The 21,008-nt window shown below is 46.9% G+C and carries 17 protein-coding genes; 8 read left to right on the top strand and 9 right to left on the bottom strand.

What is annotated here, in order from left to right:
- Positions 1–133: 133 nt before the first annotated feature.
- The gene (locus tag C1H71_RS19035; RefSeq protein ID WP_130107973.1) at positions 134–451 is read right to left on the bottom strand and encodes an STAS domain-containing protein; all 318 of its coding nucleotides are present in this window, start codon (positions 449–451) and stop codon (positions 134–136) included.
- A 571-nt stretch (positions 452–1,022) separates the two neighbouring features.
- Between C1H71_RS19035 and astA the strand changes: the two genes are divergently transcribed.
- The 5 genes from astA (at position 1,023) to C1H71_RS19010 (ending at position 7,510) form a co-directional block, all read left to right on the top strand.
- A complete protein-coding gene (gene astA, locus C1H71_RS19030) occupies positions 1,023–2,045 on the top strand; it encodes an arginine N-succinyltransferase (RefSeq protein WP_130107972.1) in 1,023 nt (340 codons plus the stop codon).
- A 3-nt stretch (positions 2,046–2,048) separates the two neighbouring features.
- Positions 2,049–3,515 (top strand): succinylglutamate-semialdehyde dehydrogenase, encoded by a 1,467-nt coding sequence (gene astD, locus C1H71_RS19025; protein WP_130107971.1) that lies wholly within the window; start codon positions 2,049–2,051, stop codon positions 3,513–3,515.
- A 4-nt stretch (positions 3,516–3,519) separates the two neighbouring features.
- A complete protein-coding gene (gene astB, locus C1H71_RS19020) occupies positions 3,520–4,857 on the top strand; it encodes an N-succinylarginine dihydrolase (protein WP_130107970.1) in 1,338 nt (445 codons plus the stop codon).
- A 164-nt stretch (positions 4,858–5,021) separates the two neighbouring features.
- Positions 5,022–6,029, top strand: coding sequence for a succinylglutamate desuccinylase (astE, locus tag C1H71_RS19015; protein ID WP_130107969.1), 1,008 nt, complete (start codon positions 5,022–5,024; stop codon positions 6,027–6,029).
- A gap of 164 nt (positions 6,030–6,193) precedes the next feature.
- Positions 6,194–7,510 (top strand): SGNH/GDSL hydrolase family protein, encoded by a 1,317-nt coding sequence (locus C1H71_RS19010; protein ID WP_130107968.1) that lies wholly within the window; start codon positions 6,194–6,196, stop codon positions 7,508–7,510.
- A 140-nt stretch (positions 7,511–7,650) separates the two neighbouring features.
- Here C1H71_RS19010 and C1H71_RS19005 read toward each other — a convergent pair whose 3' ends face one another.
- The 3 genes from C1H71_RS19005 to C1H71_RS18995 form a co-directional block, all read right to left on the bottom strand.
- Positions 7,651–8,403, bottom strand: a complete 753-nt coding sequence (locus C1H71_RS19005; protein WP_130107967.1) for a hypothetical protein — start codon at positions 8,401–8,403, stop codon at positions 7,651–7,653.
- Positions 8,404–8,650: 247 nt separating this feature from the next.
- A complete protein-coding gene (locus C1H71_RS19000; RefSeq protein WP_130107966.1) occupies positions 8,651–9,718 on the bottom strand; it encodes a type II asparaginase in 1,068 nt (355 codons plus the stop codon).
- 151 nt (positions 9,719–9,869) lie between these two features.
- On the bottom strand, positions 9,870–10,802 hold the full coding sequence (locus C1H71_RS18995) for a dihydroorotate oxidase (RefSeq protein ID WP_130107965.1): 933 nt from the start codon (positions 10,800–10,802) through the stop codon (positions 9,870–9,872).
- Between the two features lie 362 nt (positions 10,803–11,164).
- Here C1H71_RS18995 and C1H71_RS18990 point away from each other — a divergent pair, with 362 nt between their 5' ends.
- Both C1H71_RS18990 and C1H71_RS18985 read left to right on the top strand, forming a co-directional pair.
- Positions 11,165–12,319, top strand: coding sequence for a cache domain-containing protein (locus tag C1H71_RS18990; protein WP_130107964.1), 1,155 nt, complete (start codon positions 11,165–11,167; stop codon positions 12,317–12,319).
- On the top strand, positions 12,319–12,729 hold the full coding sequence (locus C1H71_RS18985) for a GGDEF domain-containing protein (protein ID WP_130107963.1): 411 nt from the start codon (positions 12,319–12,321) through the stop codon (positions 12,727–12,729). Before C1H71_RS18990 ends, C1H71_RS18985 begins: the two co-directional genes overlap by 1 nt.
- 336 nt (positions 12,730–13,065) lie before the next feature.
- On the opposite strand, the gene C1H71_RS21675 is transcribed toward C1H71_RS18985, so the two are convergent.
- The 3 genes from C1H71_RS21675 to C1H71_RS18970 form a co-directional block, all read right to left on the bottom strand.
- On the bottom strand, positions 13,066–13,389 hold the full coding sequence (locus tag C1H71_RS21675; RefSeq protein WP_130107962.1) for a glutamate-cysteine ligase family protein: 324 nt from the start codon (positions 13,387–13,389) through the stop codon (positions 13,066–13,068).
- 190 nt (positions 13,390–13,579) lie between these two features.
- The gene (locus C1H71_RS18975; RefSeq protein ID WP_130107961.1) at positions 13,580–14,974 is read right to left on the bottom strand and encodes a pyridoxal phosphate-dependent decarboxylase family protein; all 1,395 of its coding nucleotides are present in this window, start codon (positions 14,972–14,974) and stop codon (positions 13,580–13,582) included.
- A 10-nt stretch (positions 14,975–14,984) separates the two neighbouring features.
- Complete coding sequence (locus C1H71_RS18970) at positions 14,985–15,749, bottom strand: 2OG-Fe(II) oxygenase (RefSeq protein ID WP_188053427.1); 765 nt, start codon at positions 15,747–15,749, stop codon at positions 14,985–14,987.
- 337 nt (positions 15,750–16,086) lie between these two features.
- Between C1H71_RS18970 and C1H71_RS18965 the strand changes: the two genes are divergently transcribed.
- Complete coding sequence (locus C1H71_RS18965; RefSeq protein ID WP_130107959.1) at positions 16,087–17,553, top strand: alanine/glycine:cation symporter family protein; 1,467 nt, start codon at positions 16,087–16,089, stop codon at positions 17,551–17,553.
- A gap of 170 nt (positions 17,554–17,723) precedes the next feature.
- Here the strand turns inward: C1H71_RS18965 and betA are convergent, their stop codons facing one another.
- A complete protein-coding gene (betA, locus tag C1H71_RS18960; protein WP_130107958.1) occupies positions 17,724–19,424 on the bottom strand; it encodes a choline dehydrogenase in 1,701 nt (566 codons plus the stop codon).
- Positions 19,425–19,490: 66 nt separating this feature from the next.
- Complete coding sequence (gene betB / locus C1H71_RS18955; RefSeq protein WP_130107957.1) at positions 19,491–20,963, bottom strand: betaine-aldehyde dehydrogenase; 1,473 nt, start codon at positions 20,961–20,963, stop codon at positions 19,491–19,493.
- Positions 20,964–21,008: the final 45 nt, after the last annotated feature.

Here is a 21,008-nt window from a genome sequence, read left to right as displayed (position 1 = left end):
CACGCATTTTCTCGTTGAATAGCCAGCTATTCGCCTCAAAAACCCGCGAAATCTGTCTCAAACCGGTCTTTCCCTCGCTACGATCGCTTAAGTCTGACAGGCTGCTAGGCGTGCTCTACGAAAATCTACGTCTTTAGCGTTGGGTCAACACTAAAGGATCCCCTAGCTCGGCAGCAATATTGTAAAGATCGATTACATCTAATACGCATTGGCTGTGCCCGTGAAACTGCAAGGGAATATTTTGCGCGTTTGCAAAGTTTTTAAGACTCAATAAAAGTTGGATTCCTGTGCTATCGATATCACTGACCTCAGATAGATCAATATGAATTTGGTCTTCGGTGTGTAGCAGCTCAAGCAGGGTCGTTTGCGTGAGCTTTGCAGTGTAAATCGACATTTCTCCACTAATCGCAATTGAGCAAAGCTGGTTGTTTCTAGTATGTGTAATTGGCATAGGGGCATTCTGCTTAGGGATTGGGGTTTAAAACCCACCCAGAAGGGGGAGTTTACTTCTTGTATTAAACATTGCCTAAGGCTCGGTTTTTAAAGTGTTTTATTGGTTTGCCCGTCCTCAATGCCCCCTAAGCATGCATATGCATCGTGCTTTAAATACGTGCAGCCATGCACATTTTTGTCGATAATTCGCCGCTCTGCTGAGCGAATGGCTGGCTTTTTTATGTTTTGTGTCAGTTACGCCATGAGTTATTCATAGTCAATTTTAAGCAAACTTGAAAGCAATATGCTGCACTGCCCACTATTTGCTGAAGGATAGGCATCAGTTGGGACTTGTCCCGATGTAATGCAGGGTGGGCTTTGCTAGGCTCTGTTGGTATCAGCGTCCTTTCTGTTATAGCGGGTAAATGGCGTGTGTTTACGCTGGGCTTGCCTTTGCCCTCAGCGGTTTACTCCACCTCTACATTGGCTGGATTTCGGTGGTAGACAGTCCTTTCCTCAGAAATGAAATAAATACCTGCAGCGCCTGAGTTTGTGTTCGCATCAGGTCTGGGTTTATAGGAGTTTTATGTATGTTGATCCGTCCAATTGAGGCTGGAGATTTACCCGCGCTATTGAATTTAGCCAAAGACGCAGGAGTAGGGGTAACCACCTTACAGGCCAATCCTGAGCGTTTGTCTACCCGTATTTTGGCTAGCGAAACCTCTTTAAATGCAGAGGCCCCAGATGTTGCAGACGCCAGTTATGTGTTTGTGCTTGAAGATGAAGTCAGTGGCAAAATAGTGGGTACGTCTGCTATTGAAGCGGCTGTTGGCATGCATGAAACTTGGTACAACTACCGCGTTGGCCTTAATGTGCATGCCTCCAGGGAGCTGGGTATTTATAAACAGCTCGCCACCTTGTTTTTAAATAGCGATATGACCGGCTCAAGCGAGCTGTGCTCATTGTTTTTGCTGCCTAGCTATCGTAAAGACGGTAATGGCAGTTTGCTATCTAAGGCACGTTTCTTATTTATGGCGGAGCACACTGAGCGGTTCTCGCAGCGCATTATTGCTGAAATGCGTGGGATTTCCGATGAGTCAGGTTGCTCGCCATTCTGGGAAAGCTTAGGCCGGCATTTCTTTCGCATGGATTTTGCCCGCGCGGATTTCTTATCCTATGTGGGCAGTAAATCCTTTATTGCAGAGCTCATGCCACAGCACCCAATTTACACCTGCTTTTTATCAGATGAAGCGCAAGCCTCGATCGCAGAAGTGCATAGCGCAACCCGCCCAGCGCGCGCCATGCTAGAGGCAGAAGGGTTTCGCTACCAAGGGTATGTGGATATTTTTGATGCTGGCCCAACGTTGGAGTGTGATTTGAATCAAATTCGCGCGGTGCGTGCTAGTCATTGTTATGCAGCAGAGTTAGCTGATGTGGCCGTTAATGGCCTACCGTACTTGGTTTCTAATCGTCAATTGCAGGGGTTTCGCTGTGTTATTGCTATGGCATGTCCATCTAAGCACGGCTTGCAATTAAGCCAAGCCATCTTAGATCAACTGGGCATTGCCAATGGAGATAGCGTACGCGCCGTACCGCTTTCTGCTAAGGAGTAGTGCATGCAATTAATCGATGGGCGCTGGTTGCATGGTAAAGGGGATGCGTGGACTTCGCGCAATCCTGTTAGCCAGCAGGCCGTTTGGGTAGGAAATGCCGCAACCTTGCATGAGGTAGATGCTGCCGTGGGTGCTGCGCGGGCGGCATTTGCCGCGTGGCGTGATACAGAGCTCAGTATTCGCATCGCGGTGCTACGCTGCTTTGCAGATTTACTGCAGGCCAACCTAGATGAATTAGCCGCGACCATTGGTTTAGAAACAGGCAAACCACGCTGGGAAGCCGCGATGGAAGTTGCCAGCATGGTGGGGAAAATTGATTATTCGATTCGTGCATTTGAAGAGCGCACTTATCGTAAGGAGTCAATCCAGGGTGATGCCAGTACGGTACTGCGGCACCGTCCGCATGGGGTTGTGGCGGTGTTTGGCCCTTATAATTTTCCCGGGCACTTGCCCAATGGCCATATTGTGCCTGCACTACTGGCGGGTAATGCGGTGGTGTTTAAACCATCGGAACTCACCCCAATGACTTCGCAAAAAACTGTTGAGCTATGGCTGGCGGCAGGTTTACCCGCTGGGGTCATTAATTTACTACAAGGTGGGGCAAAAACAGGAGCCTTACTTGCCGCGCATACTGATTTAGATGGCGTTTTTTTTACGGGCAGTGCGGCTACTGGGCATCTATTGCACCAGCAGTTTTCTGGTCACCCAGATAAAATATTAGCGCTTGAAATGAGCGGCAATAACGCTTTGATTGTGGATGAAGTCAAAGATGTACCCGCTGCAATTCATCACGTGATTCAATCCTCTTTTATATCGGCAGGCCAGCGCTGCTCCTGTGCAAGGCGTTTATTTGTGCCTAAGGGCGAATGGGGCGATGCATTTTTAGATAGGCTGGTACGGGTTAGTGCCGAGCTTAGAGTGGGGGCATGGGATGCCGAGCCACCGCCTTTTATGGGCGCAATGATCTCGATGGCGGCGGCAGATAATATGCTAACAGTGCAAAACCAGCTACTGGCAAAAGGCGGTAAAATGCTCTTAGAAATGCGCCGTTTAGATGTGACTTCTGCACTGCTGTCAGCAGGATTAATGGATGTCAGTGATGTGGCTGATTTACCCGATGAAGAGTATTTTGGCCCTTTATTACAAGTGCAGCGTTATGCAGATTTTGATGAGGCGATTCGCTTGGCTAATTGCAGCCGCTTTGGCTTAGCGGCGGGGCTTTTATCCGATAGCCGCGATCGCTATAAAGTGTTTTGGCGTGAATCTCGTGCTGGCATTGTAAATTGGAATAAACCACTGACAGGCGCATCCAGTGCTGGGCCTTTTGGTGGGATTGGGGCAAGTGGCAATCACCGCCCAAGCGCTTATTACGCAGCAGACTACTGTGCATACCCTGTTGCTTCTTTAGAATCTGAATTACTTGTTATGCCCGCAAAGTTGCCCCCAGGTCTGGCCATTGGAAAGGAATAAATAAATGTCGACGAGTTTTGAAGCGAATTTTGACGGTTTAGTTGGCCCAACCCACCATTACGGCGGTCATTCTTTTGGCAATGTGGCTTCTACATCCAATGCCAATAAAGCTGCTAATCCGCGTGAAGCAGCCAAGCAAGGCTTGGCTAAAATGAAAGCACTGGCGGATATGGGCTATAAGCAGGGCGTATTTGTACCGCAAGAACGCCCTGCGATTGGCTTACTGCGTGAGCTGGGTTTTGCTGGGGATGATGCCGCAGTATTAGCTGCAGTTGCTAAAACGTCGCCAGGATTACTGGCCAATGTGTCATCTGCATCCAGTATGTGGACCGCCAATGCCGCAACGGTAAGCCCTTCGGCCGATACTGGTGATGGCCGTGTGCACTTTACGGCGGCAAATCTACAAAATAAATTTCACCGCGCTATTGAGCACGGGCAAACTACGCGCTCGCTTAAGGCGATGTTTAATAATGAGGCGGTGTTTGCCCATCATGATGCCCTGCCTATGCAGGCGGTGTTTGGCGATGAAGGTGCAGCCAATCACACCCGCTTTTGCCATGATTATGGCAAGGCTGGGGTGGAATTCTTTGTATATGGCCGCCAGCACTGGGGCGGGGGCGTTGAGCCGCAAAAATTCCCCGCGCGGCAAACGCGCGAAGCGGGCGAGGCGATAGCCCGTTTGCATGGCTTAAGTGCTGACAAGCTGGTCTTTGCACAGCAAAACCCCGCCGTGATCGATGCGGGGGTATTTCACAATGACGTCATTTCAGTGGGCAATCAAAATGTCTTGTTTAGCCACGAAGCCGCTTTTTTGCGCCAAGCCGCGGTGTATGCCGAGCTAGACGCCAAGCTTGGTGGCGGCTTACAAGTGGTTGAAGTGCCGCTAGCCCAAGTGGGCATAGCGGACGCGGTGAAGTCCTATCTCTTTAATAGCCAATTGTTGGCGCGTGCCGATGGCCGACAAAATTTAGTCGTGCCAGATGAATGCCGAGCCACGCCTGCGGTTTGGGAATACTTACAAGGAATGCTGGCCAGTAATGGGCCGATTGCCGAGCTGATGGTGTTCGATTTAAAACAAAGTATGCAAAATGGCGGCGGCCCAGCTTGCTTACGTTTACGCGTAGCTTTGCAAGAGCAAGAGTTAGCGGTGGTAAACCCACATATTTGGATGAACGATAGCTTATTTACTCGCCTTAATAGCTGGGTGGATCAACATTACCGTGATCGTCTGACCGAGGCGGATTTAGCCGATCCTCATTTGATGACCGAAGTGCGCACCGCTTTAGATGAATTAACACAAATTTTACATCTGGGCTCGATTTATCCTTGTCAGTTAACTTGATCAATATCACTGAAGTTCAATGACGCAATACAATGAAGATACTTACTAATTTCTTGCATTGGTTGTGGTTGCCGAAGTGTACAAGACGATTGCTGCTTATCTAGTGTGAAAAAAACACCAACAGGGCCTAGACTTCCTTCAGTTACCCAAGACATAGACCCAAAATGAATCCTTCTTTTTTAGCACAAACCTTAGCAGGAAAAACCGCGATTGCCTTGCCTTATTGCCTACCAAATGGCACCCATGTACAAGTCATGGATGAAGGCATTATTCGCTTTGAGCCTAAAGATCCTAGAGATCGTCAATTAGACGTGGTACTCAGCTGTGGGATACACGGCAATGAAACTGCGCCTATCGAGCTGTTAGATCACTTAGTAAGCCAAATTCTAAATGGGGAGCTGCGCGTGCGCGCCCGTGTGCTCTGTATATTTGGCAATGTGGAGGCAATGCGCCAAGGGATACGCTGCATTGAGCAGGATATGAACCGTTTGTTCTGTCGCATGCCTGAGGTAGAAGATGGCCAAGAGGCACGCCGTGCTGCCATGCTAGAAATGCAGCTGATGCGGTTTTTTTCTCGCTCGATTCAAGATGGAAAACCACGGTTGCATTACGATTTACACACGGCAATTCATGGTTCTTTAATTGAAAAATTTGCTATCTACCCCTTGCCACCGCATGGACGAAATTTTGAACCCTTGCAAGTGGCGCGCCTCGCGGCGGCTGGGGTAGATGCGGTGCTAATGCAATCCACCACCTCCACAACATTCTCTTTCTTTTCCAGCCAATATTGCGGGGCGGCTGCGTTTACAATTGAGCTAGGCAGGGCCATGCCCTTTGGTCAGAACACGGCGCTTGATCTAAACAAAATGCAGGGTTATCTAGAAAACATGATCAGTGGTGAGTTGCCAGAGTGCGAAGTGGTTCCGGCGCATATTCGCCTTTTTAAAGTTTCACGCGAGATCGTCAAGCAAAGCGATGCATTTGCTCTAAGTATTGACGCGCATATGGATAACTTTGCGCCATTGCCGCTGGGAACGCTCTTGGCCGAAGAGGAGGGTATTCAGTATATTGTGAATGAGGTAGATGCAAGATTAATTTTCCCCAACCCAGATGTCAGCATCGGCCAACGGGCCGCCTTGGTGATTATTCCTGCGCAAGGCTATGCACGTTAATGAGGTTTAAAAGCTGAATGTTATGGCTGGGATTCTAAAAGGTGAAAAACGGTATGTTTTTTCGCCTTTTTTTTTGCCTGTGTATGGGTGTTTCAAGGTATAGGTGGCACTTTGGCATTGTCGTAGTATAAGAGAATGATAATGTTTTAGGCGGATAAACATTTATGCGACATTTAATCCTTATCAGCTTGCTGATCGCTACTGCCGCAGTTTTTGCCAATGAAAATGTAAGCCCTGATGTGCAATTGGGGAGCGTGTTATCCGCGGAAAAACCACTGAGTGCCGAAGAATTGTTTAATGCGCCCAAAGTCGCTAGGTCTGCACGCTTAGGGGGCTACACGTACACCTATTTGCGTTGTTATTATCGTAAAAAGGATGAGCTAAGCCAACCTGCCACAACTTACGCTTGGGCGACAGACCCAAGTAGCGGCGCGTATTACAAGCTATATGGCAATTGGTGGGCGGATGGCTTATTTCAGTGGAAGAATATGTTCTATAGCGAAGTAGCCCAAGAAACCCTCAGTAGCGTGTGCAGGCAAACATTAAGTCAGAAGGGCATAAAAACGCCGGTGGCACTGGTGGCCGCTGCTAATAATGCCTTATCTTTTGATTCCACGGTATGGACGAATGATCAGGCGACACAAAGTCATGCTATTAACAAGGTGATTGCCTTTGGCGATAGTCTCTCTGATACACAAAATATGTATAACGCCTCCTTTTGGAAATTGCCTAATTCAAAAACGTGGTTTATTGGCAGCTTTAGCAATGACAAAGTTTGGGTGGAATACTTCGCTGAAAATCTGAAATTACCTCTCTATAACTGGGCGATTGGGGGCTCAGCAGCGGATACGCACTTAGTGGTACCCGGGCTTATTCAGCAGGTACAGTCTTGGAAGGAGTATACGTCGCAAGCACCGGCGTATCACCCCGAAAGTACTTTATTTACCATGCTGATTGGTGGGAATGACTTAATAAGTTATGGCCGCAGTGTAGATCAATTGATTACGGCACAAACTACGGCTTTAGATACGCTGATTGCAGCGGGTGCTAGCAATATCTTGCTGCTTAATTTACCTAATGTTTCGCGGGCGCCAATATTTAAATTGCGCAATGATGCGGATAATGTAGCGGCACAAGTGATTGAGTATAATCAGCGGCTCACTATTTTATTAAAAGCACTACGTGATAAGCATGGGGCGCGTTTAAATATCCAACTTTTTGATACTAATGCCATGTTCGCTGATTTATTAGATCACCCTAGTAAATACAATGTAAAAAACACGACGCAAGCGTGCTTAAATATTAACTCTGCGGCGAGCACGGTGTATCTACAGACACAAAAACTGCGTCTAGAGTGCACTAATCCAGATGAATATGTATTTTGGGATAATATGCATCCCACCACGCATACCCATCTCTTATTAGGCCAATTTACCAGCGATTTTGCTAAGCAATATTTTGTAAATTTACCGGTGAATTAACCCTTTTAAGATAAAACTAAAGGCCATAGCGGCCTTTAGTTTTATTGGCATAGTAATTAACACACTTGCAAGCATGAAGAGTAGTGAGGGGTAAACTTACGATGAGAACTGGCAAAGTGAGATACCTAAGCAATGATGGCTTAGGGTTGCCAGTCTTGATAGGGCTTATGCACTTTTATATAGGCTTTTTGTAACTCTCCGCTGGCACGGGCTGCTGATATTGCTTTACTAAGAGCCGTGTTTACAAAATCACCACGCTGATTACAAGAGAAGAACAGTAGGTCAGGGTAATCATCAAAATGAGCGCGGTGTATTTGGTTGAGCTTAAATTTTTTAATAATGTAATCTGATTCTTCTTGTGCCCAGAGCACGGCATCAATCCGGCCTGCATTTAGTTTTTTAAGTGATTGCTCTAAATTAATCACACTATTGGTGGAGAAGCCCCAGTTGGCTGGGGGTGCTTCAATCGTATATTTAGAGAGATAGGCTGCATTTATAATATCTTGTTTATATAGAGGTTTTGTTTTAAGGGAATAAAGCACAAAACTCACTTTTCCTAGCATTTCTTTTGAGAATTGATAGGGTGTGAAATTATCAGCCCCTGCGCTTACTTCCATAATAGGAAATCGAAAATCGGCATGTTTATTATTAATATCAAGGTATACGCGCTTCACGGGCTCGATGCTGATGCTAATCTTGCCTTCTGGATAATATTTGTTAACGGTTTTTAATAGATCAGGAAAAGGGCCTGAATCTGCATTTTCTAATATTTCTGGTAGAAAAATGGCGACGCCATGAAAGTCAGGGTTGTTAATAGGGGAGATATCCGGCGTGATCGTGCCATTACAAGCATAGATTGCTCCTGCGGCAAGCCCTGTACCAATAAATACCATGTTGAATATATGCCTTGCCATCATAGTTCGCCTACATTGTAGTTATGATTAAGCTTAGTGCATTATGATGGCGTATTTAAATTGCTTAAGATTAAATCAGATGGCCGAGCGAATTTAATATTTATATGGGATGTCAAGCTGGTTTTTGTTTGCCCAATAAAAATGCGGCCTGAAAAGCCGCATTTTTATATTTATTAAATGAAAGCTACTCACTGCTAAATTAAATGTCGCAGCGATGTCGATTTGTTTAGTAGGTGTAGAACATACGTTGAATTTCTTTACTGTCTTTGGTTTTAGTTAGCGCTAGCATCAATAAAATGCGGGCTTTTTGTGGGGTGAGGGTATCGGATACGGTGAAATCGGTTTTGTTATCATCGTTTTCACCGTCACGAACGGTTGGGCCGTTGCCTACGCGGGATGAGCGATTAATATGAATGCCTTTTTGGCGTAGTTCGGTAAGGCGGGTACGCACAGAGGTGGATAAGCTGCCATTACCAGTGCCGGCATACACAATCCCTACGTCGCCAGCGGCAGCAAATGCATCAATTGCAAGGGTGTTAGCATTCGCCGAGCCATAGGCAATATCCACAGCAGGCAGAGTTTCTAGTTTGCTTACATCGAATTCGGTTTCGCTGGTGTGCTTACGGGTACTGCTACGGTAAAACTTAGCTTGGCCCGATACCATATAACCAAGACTACCGAGTTCTGGCGCTCTAAAAGTATTGCCGGTCATGGTATTGGTTTTAGTGACATCGCGTGCGCCTTGGATTTCGTCATTTAAAGATACGATTACGCCTTGACCTACCGCCTCTTTGCTACCCGCTAATGCCACTGCATTATAAAGATTGATAGGGCCATCGGCGCTGATGGCTGTGGCAGGGCGCATCGCACCTACAATCACAACAGGCTTTTTACTTTTAACCACTAGATTTAAAAAGTAAGCCGTTTCTTCGATGGTATCGGTGCCATGGGTAATCACAATGCCGTCTACATCGGGCTGCTTAAGAACCTCATTCACGCGCTTGGCCAGTTTCAGCCAGTGCTCGTTGCTCATGTTTTCGCTGGCGATTTGGAATACCTGCTCGCCTTTAACATGGGCTACTTTTTGCAATTCAGGCACGGCTTCAATCAGGCGCTCTACTCCGATTTTTGCAGCGGTATAGCCTACCGTAGTGGTGCTGGTAGCGCCCGTGCCAGCAATGGTGCCGCCAGTGGCTAATATCATCACGCGAGGAAGTGCATCGGCGGCGTTAGCAGCAAAAGCAGCAAACATCAAAGTAAGAGTAAAACCCGTTTTAAGACATTGAGTACGCATACTATTGCTCCAGGTTGGGGTGTGGTTACTAATAAAACTACACATATCCAATATAAAAGCTGAAATTTACAGAGCCACGCTATAATGCGCCGATAGATAGTAAGCGTAGACGGATGGGATTATCAATAGGGATATGTATTAGTTTTTATTTTTAAATAGTTTTTAATTTTCCTTGATATTCTTCAATTTTCTGATAGCCCTTTTGTTGCATGATTCGTGCTAGCTCTATTTTTAATCGTGCAAAAATATCTACACCTTCTTCATACAAAGCCGTGCCAACTTGAACAATGCTGGCTCCAGCTAATAAATGCATAAAGACGTGCTCGCCGGTGCTAACACCCCCACAGCCAATGATAGATTTTTCTGGGCAGCGGCGATAAAACGCATTGACATTGGCAAGTGCGGTGGGTAACACGTATTCGCCGCCAATTCCGCCAAATCCTTGCTTGGGTTTAATAAGCACGGTTTCGCTATTGATATCAATCATTAATCCATTACCAATTGAATTAATGCAGGTGACGAAAGCCACTTTGTCATAGCGATTTAATATTTCTGCTACTTCATCAAAATGCGCAATATCAAAATAAGGCGGTAGCTTCACGCCAAAAGGGCGGGCATAGGCAGAACTAATTTCCGCTAATATCACATCTAATGCTTCAAAATCATAGCCAATTTGCGCTTTACCAGGCACATTTGGGCAAGAAAGATTAATTTCTACCATGGCGGGTGTATAGGCATCTTGAATTTGCGCCACCATCGTTAAGTTATCGTCTAGCGTTAATCCTGCTACAGAAAAAAATAATGGTTTATTTTCGTAATCATGCTGCTGGGCATAATCTAAATAATAAAGATGGCCCTCATTGGGTAAACCCATTGAGTTAATACTGCCCATAGATAAGGTGTGATATCGCGGCTCTGGGTTGCCATCGCGGCGAACCAGTGTGCAGCTTTTAGTCACCATTGCGCCTGCTTCACTCTTTGCAAGCGCATTGAGCTGATTCGTCACGTTGCACCAAACACCTGATGCGTTCATCAACGGCGCAGCTAGGGGGCGTCCAAGGAAAAAAGTTGATAGGTCAAGCATGGTTGGCTTTTCATAGAAGTTTATGTAAGCTCAATCATAGAATAGAGCAAGCATTTAGAATGTGCGCGAAATCAAGAAATGTGGCGAACTGGCATTGTTTTTAATTGGAATAACCGGTTTTTTAGAATTGTTAATTGGTAACAAAAAATATTAAGTGTTTATTCTTGAGCTCGAGATTATCGCTTTTATAGGCGGAGCATCACCAGCCGTGTAATTTGAATTGAAGTAAGCTATATATCGGAAATAATGCTGTGTAATTTGCGACAATGGGAATGTGTATGATGGTGTGGCGTATTTTTTTGGTAAGAAAAACCGTAAGTGAATCGTTGTGGGTATCTCTAAAGAAGTAGGAAAGGGAAAAAATGCTTAATAAGGCAAGCCTTAATTTCTATCGTGCGGTACTGCTTATTCCTTTTTGTGTGGCGCTACTGATGATGGCCGCCATTTTTTTTGGCAGTAACTATTTGCATGACCAAAGTGATAAAAATACGCTCTTGAAAAAAATCCCCGTATCGGTTGCAGGTGCGATGCGGCTAAATGTAGAAAATAATACAAATAAATTGGCTGGGTTACTGAAGGTTTTGGAAGGTAGTGCGATTTTTCAAGATGCTTTTGTAAGATTGGATAGGACCGCTTTACTGGTGGCTAGCCAAGGTTTATTTCAGCGATTAAAAGCAGATCATGATGTAACGCATTGGTATTTTATGACGCCAGAGCGGCAGATTTTTTTGCGGGTGCACCAGCCCGATCATTTTGGCGATATTGTGGAGCGTAAAACGGCGATTGATGCTCAGCGTCTGAATCAAGTGTCGTCAGGAGTGGAGCTTGGAGAAAGAGGCACATTTTCCATAAGGGTGGTCTTGCCTTGGCGGGATCAACAGCAACGATTGCTGGGCTATTTAGAGTTAGGTATGGAGGTGGGTAAATCCTTATCCAACTTACAAGACTTGGCCGGGCTTAATTTATTTATGCTGATTGAAAAAAAACACTTGAATCGAGTGAAGTGGGAGGAGGGAATGCGCGGGCTGGGCCAGGTGCCTTCTTGGGAGCAGTTTCCTGATGTGGTTTTAGTTGGTAGTACGCGGCATATTGATCCACGCTTGTTACACTACACGCGTTTTGCAAGGGGAGGGCAAACGCAGTCTTCTTTTGAGGTAGGCATCGACAATGAATGGTTAAGCTTTAGTGAAGTGGCCTTGCATGATGCCGCAGGGCAAGCCGTTGGACAGTGGGTGGTGGTTAATAATTTCACTGAAAAATACCGAGAGCAGCGGCAGTTTGCATGGCAGGTTTTGACGGCCCTATTGGTGTTTGGGGGCGCTAGTCTGTTGTTTGCAAAGCATGTGGTAGATCGTGTTTATATCCGGCTTACCCAAACAGAAAGTGAGCGGGATCAATTCAAAATAAAATCTCAGTTAGATGGTCTTACTGGCTTGGCCAATCAAGTCGCTTTTTATCGTATGTTGGCGCAAAACATGGTCCATTGTCGGGTGGATGGGGGGGATTGGCAGTTTTGATGATCGATATTGATTATTTTAAAAAAGTGAATGACAACTACGGGCATCAGGCGGGGGATGAGGTACTACGCAGAGTGGCCAGGCTCTTACAAGAGTGCATTCGTCCGATTGATTGTGCCGCACGTTATGGTGGTGAGGAGTTCGCAGTGTGCTTGTATAAGATGCCGCTTGAGGGGGCTTTGCTGGTGGCCGAGCGAATACGTGCGTGTGTGGAGGATTACTTGTTTGTGGTGAAAGATAAAGAGCTTAGGGTGACGGTAAGCATCGGTATGGCGAGTTTTCCCTTGAATGGTGACACACCAGAAAGCGTTGTGGCCGAGGCAGATCAGGTGCTTTATGCCGCTAAACGTGCAGGGCGAAATTGTGTACTGCAGGCCGGTGTGGTTTATTCAGGGGCAACTTCCGTTTGACCCGCGCTGATTTACCTTTCAATAAGCTTTGTATCAAAATGGGGACCATCCTGAGCTTATGGCCAAGTTTGCCTCAGGACAAATAGATCGACATTTACACTGAAGCTTTATGTAGGCTGTCGATTATTTTAAGTATTTACAGGGCGCGTTATTTTATAGGGCAGAGTCTGCCATAGCGAAACCGCTGTATGGATTCATTAACCATCCCTGCCACCTTGTTGCGCTTTTCGTATTCATTACGCAGAAAAGTAGCGTCATCACCATTGATAATAAGTTGATGAATATGGTTTAAGGCAGGGGTGCTATCTAATGCGGGGGTGTGGGGCTGAATGCAGTCTAAAGTGCTGCGAATATCCTCCCGTAAGCTAGTTTGATGGCAGCCCGCTCCACAGAAAACGGCGTATCGCAAACGCGTAGCTCTACGGTGCCAAATTCAGGCTTAGGGCGAATATCCCAGTAAAAATCCTTCATGCTTTTGATCACACCGATTAACGCCATTTTTGCAAAATACTTTTGCTCGAAGTCCTTCCATATTTCACGCATTTTCTCGTTAAATAGCCAGCTATTCGCCTCAAAAACCCACGAAATCAGTCTTAAACCGCTACGATCGCTTAAGTCTGACAGGCTGCTAGGATGAAGCACTAAGCGATAAAAGGGCAATATCTTATCTCCATAACACTCTCAGCTAAAGAGGCAGAAAAAATCACGTTTCCCACCAAAAAGTTTGCAGAATAATCCGTTTATTTGCTTATTTAAAAAATAAAAATGGTGCGAAAATTGCGAATATCAACGCATTCTGCAAGAAGTAAAAACATATTGAAAAGGCTTTGCTCTTAAGCAAAGCCTTTTTTTACATCAAATCTTTTGCTGAGCTTTGAATAAGTTGCCAAGCCTCTCTCACATGCTGCTGATTGACCTCAGTTTGGCCAATCACCATCCTAAGAGCCAATTGTTGATTTATTTTAGTATGAGTCATAAATACTTTGCCGCTGGCGTTAATACGGCGTAGCAGCCCCAGATTAATCTCGTCACTGGCTTTTAAACGAAAGCAAAGTAAATTAAAATTACGTTTTGCGGAAACTTCAAAATGAGAGTCCTGCCTTACCCAACACTCCAATTCCGCACTTAAGTCAATATGATACCGAATCAGTTGGCTTAAACCCTCTACACCATACCAGCGCATGACAAACCAGAGCTTCAGGGCCCTAAAACGACGCCCAAGGCCTACGCCCCAATTCATAAAATTAGTTTGATCCGTGCTATTCGGTGATTTTAAATATTCAGGGATGAGCCCCAGCGTAAATGTTTTAAGAAGGCTTTCTTTATCACGGATAAAAAATGCCGAACAATCAAAATTGCAAAGTAGCCATTTATGTGGATTCACCACCATGCTATCGGCATCGGTATATCCAGCCGCCAATTCACGTACTTTGGGCAGCATCAGCGCCGATCCAGCATAAGCGGCATCAATGTGAAACCAAATCTGCTGCGCTTTGGCTATTTGTGCCATCGCCGCTAAATCATCCACCGCCGTACTACCGGTCGTACCCAAGGCCCCCACCATAAAAAACGGTGTATAGCCTTGCTCAATATCATCGCTAATCGCTTGCTGCAATAAATCAATCCGTATTGATTGATGCTCATCTACGGGTATTTTCCTTAAATGCTGCAATCCAATCCCAGCGATCTTTATCGCTTTTTCAATGGAGGTATGCGCTTCGGATGAGCAATAAGCGCTTAATTTATGCCCTGCTACACCAGTTTCATTAATTTGAAACAGAGTCGCTCGCTCTCTTGCTACTAATAGCGCGATTAATGTAGAGCTGGAGGCGGAATCCTGAATCACCCCCGAAAACGCCTCCGGCAAGCCCCATAAATCGCGTAGCCAATCCATCATTCTTATTTCTAATTCGGTCGCAGCAGGTGAGGTGAGCCAACTCATGCATTGCACGCCTAAGCTAGCTACCAACATTTCAGCCAGTACCGATGGCGGGCTGGTATTAGATGGGAAATAGCCAAAGAATTGAGGGTGCTGCCAATGGGTAATACCGGGTAGAATAATATTTTTAAAATCTTCAAATATATCTGAAAAATGCGTTGCATCCCTAGGGGCAAAATTCGGTAGCTGCTGCAAAATATCGCCGCCTGTTAATGCAGAAATAACCGGATATTTAACAACGTTTTGCTGGTAGGCATGCATCCATTCACTTACCTCAGCCAATGCTTGTTTAAAGTCTTGTTGCATTGTTATCACCCTAATTCCAAAGCAAAAGTGGTTTTTCTAACTGATACCCCATAAACATTTGCGTGGTAATACGCTCTTCACCCACAAACGCGCAAATTGCGTGGGGTTTACGGCAGTTGAAGATCACTAAATCACCGAGCTGGGGTTTTATTTTAATCGGCGCTGGTAGTTGAGCCCGCCATTGATCAGGCGCTTGAGTAAATGGCGAAAGTGCGGGGATATCCCATATTTCTAATTCGCCACCTATATCAGGTACTTTCACATAAATGTTAGCGGCTAATTGCGCATCTAATTGGGCGTACTTAGGGGGTAAAGCATCAAAGTGTGGTTCTAAAGCACTTAAATAAGATTTTTCGGCTTTGCTGATTCGCACAATACCCGCAAGCATTTTTTTATTTTCGAAATGACCAACTGTGGCGCCTGGAACAAATAGCTCATCTAATTCCAAACGTAATTTATCAATAGGCGATAAGTAATATTCGCAATATCGACGTAAACGCTCAGTTTGCGCATTGACTTCGCCATAGTAATTATTTATTTCTGCAGGGCTTGTTATGTTGTAGGTACTATTAAATGGGATACCAATACGATCAACGCCAAAATATTTTTGTAAAAGCACTTTATCTTCTACTACCTCATGGGTGTAGGGATCAATCTCTTTGCTATGCAATATATTGTGGCTTAGTAAATCACATAAATGCGCTGGATAATACCCTTCGATGACGATGGCCACAATATCATCATGAATCAATTCTTGAATAATATTAGCTGACAATTTATTTGCAATTCTGACTATTCTTTGTCCCATAAGATATCACTCCCATGTATTGAAATACTAAGTCGATTGGAAAAAGATCATGGCTTCATCCTTTCCTTGTGAGAAATTAGATTAACCACGAGCCAACGCAAGGCTACCACGCAGAATTCACCAAGGTAGTGCGAATCATTATTATTTAAGGATATATACAAAGAACAATTTATCAATTCCTTTGACATATTTGTTGCGCTTGACTTACTGCCCAAGGGAAATCCCTAGTGATAAAGTGTCACATTGTGCTCAACAATGGCCCTCCTTTGACATATTTCGCATTCCAAATGCGTCTGGAGAGCATATGCAAGAATGGGTTAATGCAGTTAATAGCTGGGTCTGGAGCCCTGCCCTTATTTACTTATGCCTTGGTGTTGGCCTGTATTTTTCGATTCGCACCCGCTTTATGCAAGTTCGCCATATTCGCGAAATGATTCGCCTGATGTTCAAAGGCAAAGCTTCTGATGCGGGTGTTTCCTCGTTTCAAGCCTTGTCTTTATCGCTTTCTGGTCGCGTTGGAACCGGTAATATTGCCGGGGTTGCCACCGCGATCTCTTTTGGTGGACCGGGCGCTATTTTCTGGATGTGGGTAGTGGCTTTTTTAGGTGCTAGCACGGCTTATATCGAATCAGTACTCGGGCAGATTTATCACGAAAAACACGAAGGCCAGTATCGAGGTGGCCCCGCTTTTTATATTGAAAAAGGCTTGGGCTGGAAATGGTATTCCATGCTGTTTGCTATTGTCACTGTTATCGCCTGTGGAGTGCTTATGCCCGGCGTACAGGCCAATGGGATTGCCGCTGGCTTAAAGACAGCGTTTGGCCTTAGCCCAGAAGTCACGGGCGCGATTGTGGTGCTTTTACTTGGGATGATTATTTTTGGTGGGGTAAAACGCATTGCCAAGGTGGCACAGGTGGTGGTGCCGTTTATGGCGCTGGGTTATATCCTGATTGCCTTTGTGGTGATTCTGCTCAATATCCAGCAATTACCCGATGTATTCATGTTGATTATTCGCTCCGCCTTTGGTACTGAGGCAGGCATGGGAGCTATGTTGGGCTTGGCGATTCAGTGGGGCGTAAAACGCGGCATTTATTCCAATGAAGCGGGCCAAGGTACGGGGCCCCATGCGGCCGCTGCGGCGGAAGTCAAACACCCTGCCCAACAAGGCTTAGTACAGGCATTTTCTGTGTATATTGACACGCTCTTTGTGTGCTCTGCCACCGCCTTTATGATTTTAATTACCGGCAAATACAATGTGGTTGCACCCGATGGGCAGGCTATTTTTACAGGATTGGCTGGCATGACAGCGGGGAGTGATTTTACTCAGGCCGCTGTAGAGCAAGCCCTGCCTGGCTTTGGCTCCATGTTTGTCGGTATCGCCCTGTTCTTTTTCGCCTTCACTACGATTTTGGCTTACTACTATATTGCCGAAACCAATATCGCATTTTTAGCCCGAAAGATTCCTTCTGCCGGACTATTTTTTGTTTTAAAAATAGCCATTCTTGCCGTATCGTTTTATGGCTGCATTCGTACTGCCGAGTTAGCTTGGGGATTGGGCGATATGGGGGTTGGGCTGATGGCTTGGCTTAATATCATTGCCATATTAGCGCTACAAAAACCAGCGCTGGCCACGTTAAAAGACTATGAACAACAACTAAGTCTGAATCAAGAGCCTGTATTTAACCCCAAGGCATTGGGCTTGAATGTAGCCAAACATTGGCATGTAAAGCACTTAGAATCTGAACTTGTGCCAGAAGCACCCAAAGCTTAGCCAAGTAAACAATGCCGATCCTTTTGTAAGGATCGGCATTGTTTTAACCGTGATAGCGCAATGCGCGGTGGGCTGCGTCATTTAAACGCAAATGGCGGCGAAATCGATGGTAAAAAAACTAATATATCCGGTCATTTCTTCCTGTGTCTCCAAGCCTGTTTTGTAGCTAATTACGCAGTACTACTTATTTTACGCAGCGGGTTACCGCGCACCGGCGTATCGCCTGCCACATAGTAATTAGCGGTGCTACGAGGCAGTGGCTTGCGACCACGGATTTTGTCGGCCATTTTTTCGGCGATCATGATCGTGGGTGCGTTCAGGTTGCCGGTGGTGATGATTGGCATGATTGAGGCGTCGATCACACGCAGGCCTTGTATGCCATGCACGCGACCTTCTGTATCGACCACGGCCATTTCGTCAGTGCCCATCTTGCATGAGCAGGATGGGTGGAATGCGGTTTCGGCGTGCTCGCGGATAAACGTGTCCAGTTGCTCATCAGTCTGCAGGTCGATGCCTGGGCTGATTTCACGTCCCCGGAAAGCATCCAGTGCAGGTTGTTGCATGATTTCCCTAGTCAGGCGGATGCCATCACGAAATTCCTGCCAGTCCTGCGCGGTGGACATGTAATTGAAGAGAATGCTTGGGTATTCGCGCGGGTTCTGTGACTTCAGCTGGATGCGGCCACGGCTTGGCGAACGCATGGAGCCCATGTGCGCTTGAAAGCCGTGCTCTTTGACACCGTTGCTGCCGTTGTAGTTAATCGCTATGGGGAGAAAGTGGTATTGAATGTTCGGCCATGCGAATTCTTTACGGGTACGGATAAAGCCGCCTGCTTCAAAATGGTTGCTGGCCCCGATTCCGCTACCATTGAGTAACCACTCTGCGCCGATGGCGGGTTGGTTATACCAGAGCTGTGATGGGTACAGAGAAACGGGTTGGGTGCATGCGTATTGTAGGTATAGCTCTAGATGGTCTTGCAGGTTTTCACCAACACCAGGCAGATCGTGGACCACTGGAATATCCAGGCTTTCTAGCAGCTTAGCTGGGCCGATGCCAGAGCGTTGGAGGATTTGCGGTGAGGCGATTGCGCCGCTGCACACCAGCACTTCCTTGCGGGCACGGGCTTCAATGCGCTCTTCTGCGGCTCCGGTCAGGTAGCGTACGCCAATGGCACGCTTGCCTTCAAACAGAACCTTATCGGTTAGGGCGTGAGTGACGATGGTTAGGGTCGAACGCTTTTTGGCCACATCCAAGTAACCACGGGCGGTACTGGAACGACGGCCGTTTGGCGTCACGGTACGATCCATCGGGCCGAAGCCTTCTTGCTGGTAGCCATTTAAGTCTTCAGTACGTGGATAACCGGCTTGTACGCCGGCTTCAACCATGGCGTGGAATAATGGGTTGTTACCGGCTTTGGGCGTAGTCACACTGACTGGGCCTTCGCCTCCGTGATAATGGTTAGCACCAATGTCGCGGGTTTCCGCTTTAAGAAAATAAGGGAGGCAATCCAGATAGGCCCAGTCTTCCAATCCTGGTAATTTGGCCCAGCCGTCATAATCCATAGCATTGCCACGGATGTAGCACATCCCGTTAATCAAGGAAGAGCCACCCAAACCCTTGCCGCGACCGCACTCCATCTTGCGGCCGTCCATATGTGGCTCCGGATCAGTCTCATAGGCCCAGTTGTAGCGACGGCCTTGAAGTGGAAACGCTAATGCCGCTGGCATTTGCGTGCGAAAATCTAGACGATGGTCCGGGCCACCGGCTTCCAGTAGTAAGACAGTGACCCCTTCGTCTTCAGTTAGTCGTGCCGCTAAAGTATTACCGGCAGAGCCAGCACCGATGATGATGTAGTCGAACTCTTGAGACATGGGGTGCACCTTCTTTGAATAGGGTCAGGGGAGTGCTTCGCACTCATCGTGAGTAATGCTCGGTTTTTAGAACACTGAGATGTAGTCGCCTAGCTCTACTTGTACCGATTTGATACGGGTAAAGTTGTTCAGCGAGCTAATCCCATTCTCACGTCCCACGCCTGATTGCTTGTATCCACCGACTGGCATCTTGGCATCGGATTCGCCCCAAGCGTTGATCCAGCAGATGCCGGCCTCCAGTTGGTGAATGACTCGGTGGGCACGGTTTAGGTCTTTGGTGATCAAACCGGCAGCGAGACCAAAGTGCGTATCGTTCGCACGACGGATCACCTCTTCTTCGGTTTCGTAGGTTAGGATGCTCATCACTGGGCCGAATATTTCTTCCCGAACAATTGTCATCTCATCGGTGCAGTCAGTGAACACAGTCGGGGCTACAAATGCGCCTTTGGCCAAATCACCATCGGTTAGGCGGTTGCCACCACACAGCAGCCGGGCACCTTGTTTCTCACCTTTGGCGATATAGCCAAGCACGCTTTCCATCTGTGCAAAGCTGACTAGCGGGCCAAAGTTGGTATTTTCATCTTCAGGGCTGCCAATACGGATGCGGGCAACGCGTTCCACGATTTTGGCTTCGAAGGCCGCTTGCAGATGCTTTGGCACGAACACGCGAGTACCGTTGGTGCAAACCTGTCCGGAGCTGTAAAAATTGGCCATCATCGCGGTATCGGCCGCGCGATCTAGATCGGCGTCGTCAAAAATGATGAGTGGGGATTTGCCGCCCAATTCCATGGTCACATCTTTGAGCGATGAACTCGAAGCGTTGGCCATGACTTTCTTGCCGGTAATGGTCCCACCAGTAAAAGAGATTTTTGCGATGCGCGGGTGCTCGGTCAGCCAAGTGCCAACTTCATGGCCGCTGCCGGTCAGGACGTTAAATACACCGTTCGGAACGCCAGCTTCGGTATAGATTTCAGCCAATTTCACCGCTGTTAGGGAGGTGACTTCGCTTGGCTTGAATATCATCGCGTTCCCAGCTGCCAGCGCTGGCGCGGATTTCCATAGCGCGATCTGAATCGGGTAGTTCCATGCGCCGATACCTGCCACAACACCCAGTGGCTCGCGACGGGTGTAGACAAATGAAGTAGTGCGTAGTGGAATCTGTGCACCTTCGATACTAGGGGCCAGCCCAGCGTAGTATTCCAGTACGTCAGCACCGGTGACGATATCGACGTACTTGGTTTCGGATAACGGTTTGCCGGTGTCAAGTGTTTCTAGGGCCGATAATTCATCGTTGCGCTCGCGCAAGATTTCGACTGCACGATGCAGGATGCGCGAACGCTCCACCGCGGTGAGTGCCGCCCAGATTTTTTGTCCTTTTTCAGCGCTGACGACAGCGCGCTCGACATCTTCTTTGGTTGCACATTGCACCTTGGCGAGAACTTCACCGTTAGCCGGGTTAATGGCATCGAAGGTGGCAACGCTGCCAGCGTCGCTATAACCACCATCAATGTAGAGTTTTTGCAATTCAAAACGGGCCATAAAATCCTCACAGGTGCATAAGTGGTTGGCGTTAATCGCCAAAAA

Origin of the sequence: Iodobacter fluviatilis (genome assembly GCF_004194535.1) — a bacterium.
Taxonomy (GTDB): Bacteria; Pseudomonadota; Gammaproteobacteria; order Burkholderiales; family Chitinibacteraceae; genus Iodobacter; species Iodobacter fluviatilis_A.
The sequence above is the reverse complement of the archived record's forward strand: the minus strand, read 5'-3'. Positions and strand labels throughout refer to the sequence as shown.

Bases quoted from the DNA above. Each gene is read 5' to 3' on its own strand.
- betB (WP_130107957.1), bottom strand. From the start codon at position 20,963: ATGGCCCGTTTTGAATTGCAAAAACTCTACATTGATGGTGGTTATAGC.
- C1H71_RS18975 (WP_130107961.1), bottom strand. From the start codon at position 14,974: ATGCAACAAGACTTTAAACAAGCATTGGCTGAGGTAAGTGAATGGATG.
- C1H71_RS18995 (WP_130107965.1), bottom strand. From the start codon at position 10,802: ATGCTTGACCTATCAACTTTTTTCCTTGGACGCCCCCTAGCTGCGCCG.
- C1H71_RS19010 (WP_130107968.1), top strand. From the start codon at position 6,194: ATGCGACATTTAATCCTTATCAGCTTGCTGATCGCTACTGCCGCAGTT.
- astA (WP_130107972.1), top strand. From the start codon at position 1,023: ATGTTGATCCGTCCAATTGAGGCTGGAGATTTACCCGCGCTATTGAAT.
- C1H71_RS18990 (WP_130107964.1), top strand. From the start codon at position 11,165: ATGCTTAATAAGGCAAGCCTTAATTTCTATCGTGCGGTACTGCTTATT.
- astB (WP_130107970.1), top strand. From the start codon at position 3,520: ATGTCGACGAGTTTTGAAGCGAATTTTGACGGTTTAGTTGGCCCAACC.
- astE (WP_130107969.1), top strand. From the start codon at position 5,022: ATGAATCCTTCTTTTTTAGCACAAACCTTAGCAGGAAAAACCGCGATT.
- betA (WP_130107958.1), bottom strand. From the start codon at position 19,424: ATGTCTCAAGAGTTCGACTACATCATCATCGGTGCTGGCTCTGCCGGT.
- C1H71_RS19000 (WP_130107966.1), bottom strand. From the start codon at position 9,718: ATGCGTACTCAATGTCTTAAAACGGGTTTTACTCTTACTTTGATGTTT.
- astD (WP_130107971.1), top strand. From the start codon at position 2,049: ATGCAATTAATCGATGGGCGCTGGTTGCATGGTAAAGGGGATGCGTGG.
- C1H71_RS19005 (WP_130107967.1), bottom strand. From the start codon at position 8,403: ATGGTATTTATTGGTACAGGGCTTGCCGCAGGAGCAATCTATGCTTGT.
- C1H71_RS18965 (WP_130107959.1), top strand. From the start codon at position 16,087: ATGCAAGAATGGGTTAATGCAGTTAATAGCTGGGTCTGGAGCCCTGCC.
- C1H71_RS18985 (WP_130107963.1), top strand. From the start codon at position 12,319: ATGATCGATATTGATTATTTTAAAAAAGTGAATGACAACTACGGGCAT.
- C1H71_RS19035 (WP_130107973.1), bottom strand. From the start codon at position 451: ATGCCAATTACACATACTAGAAACAACCAGCTTTGCTCAATTGCGATT.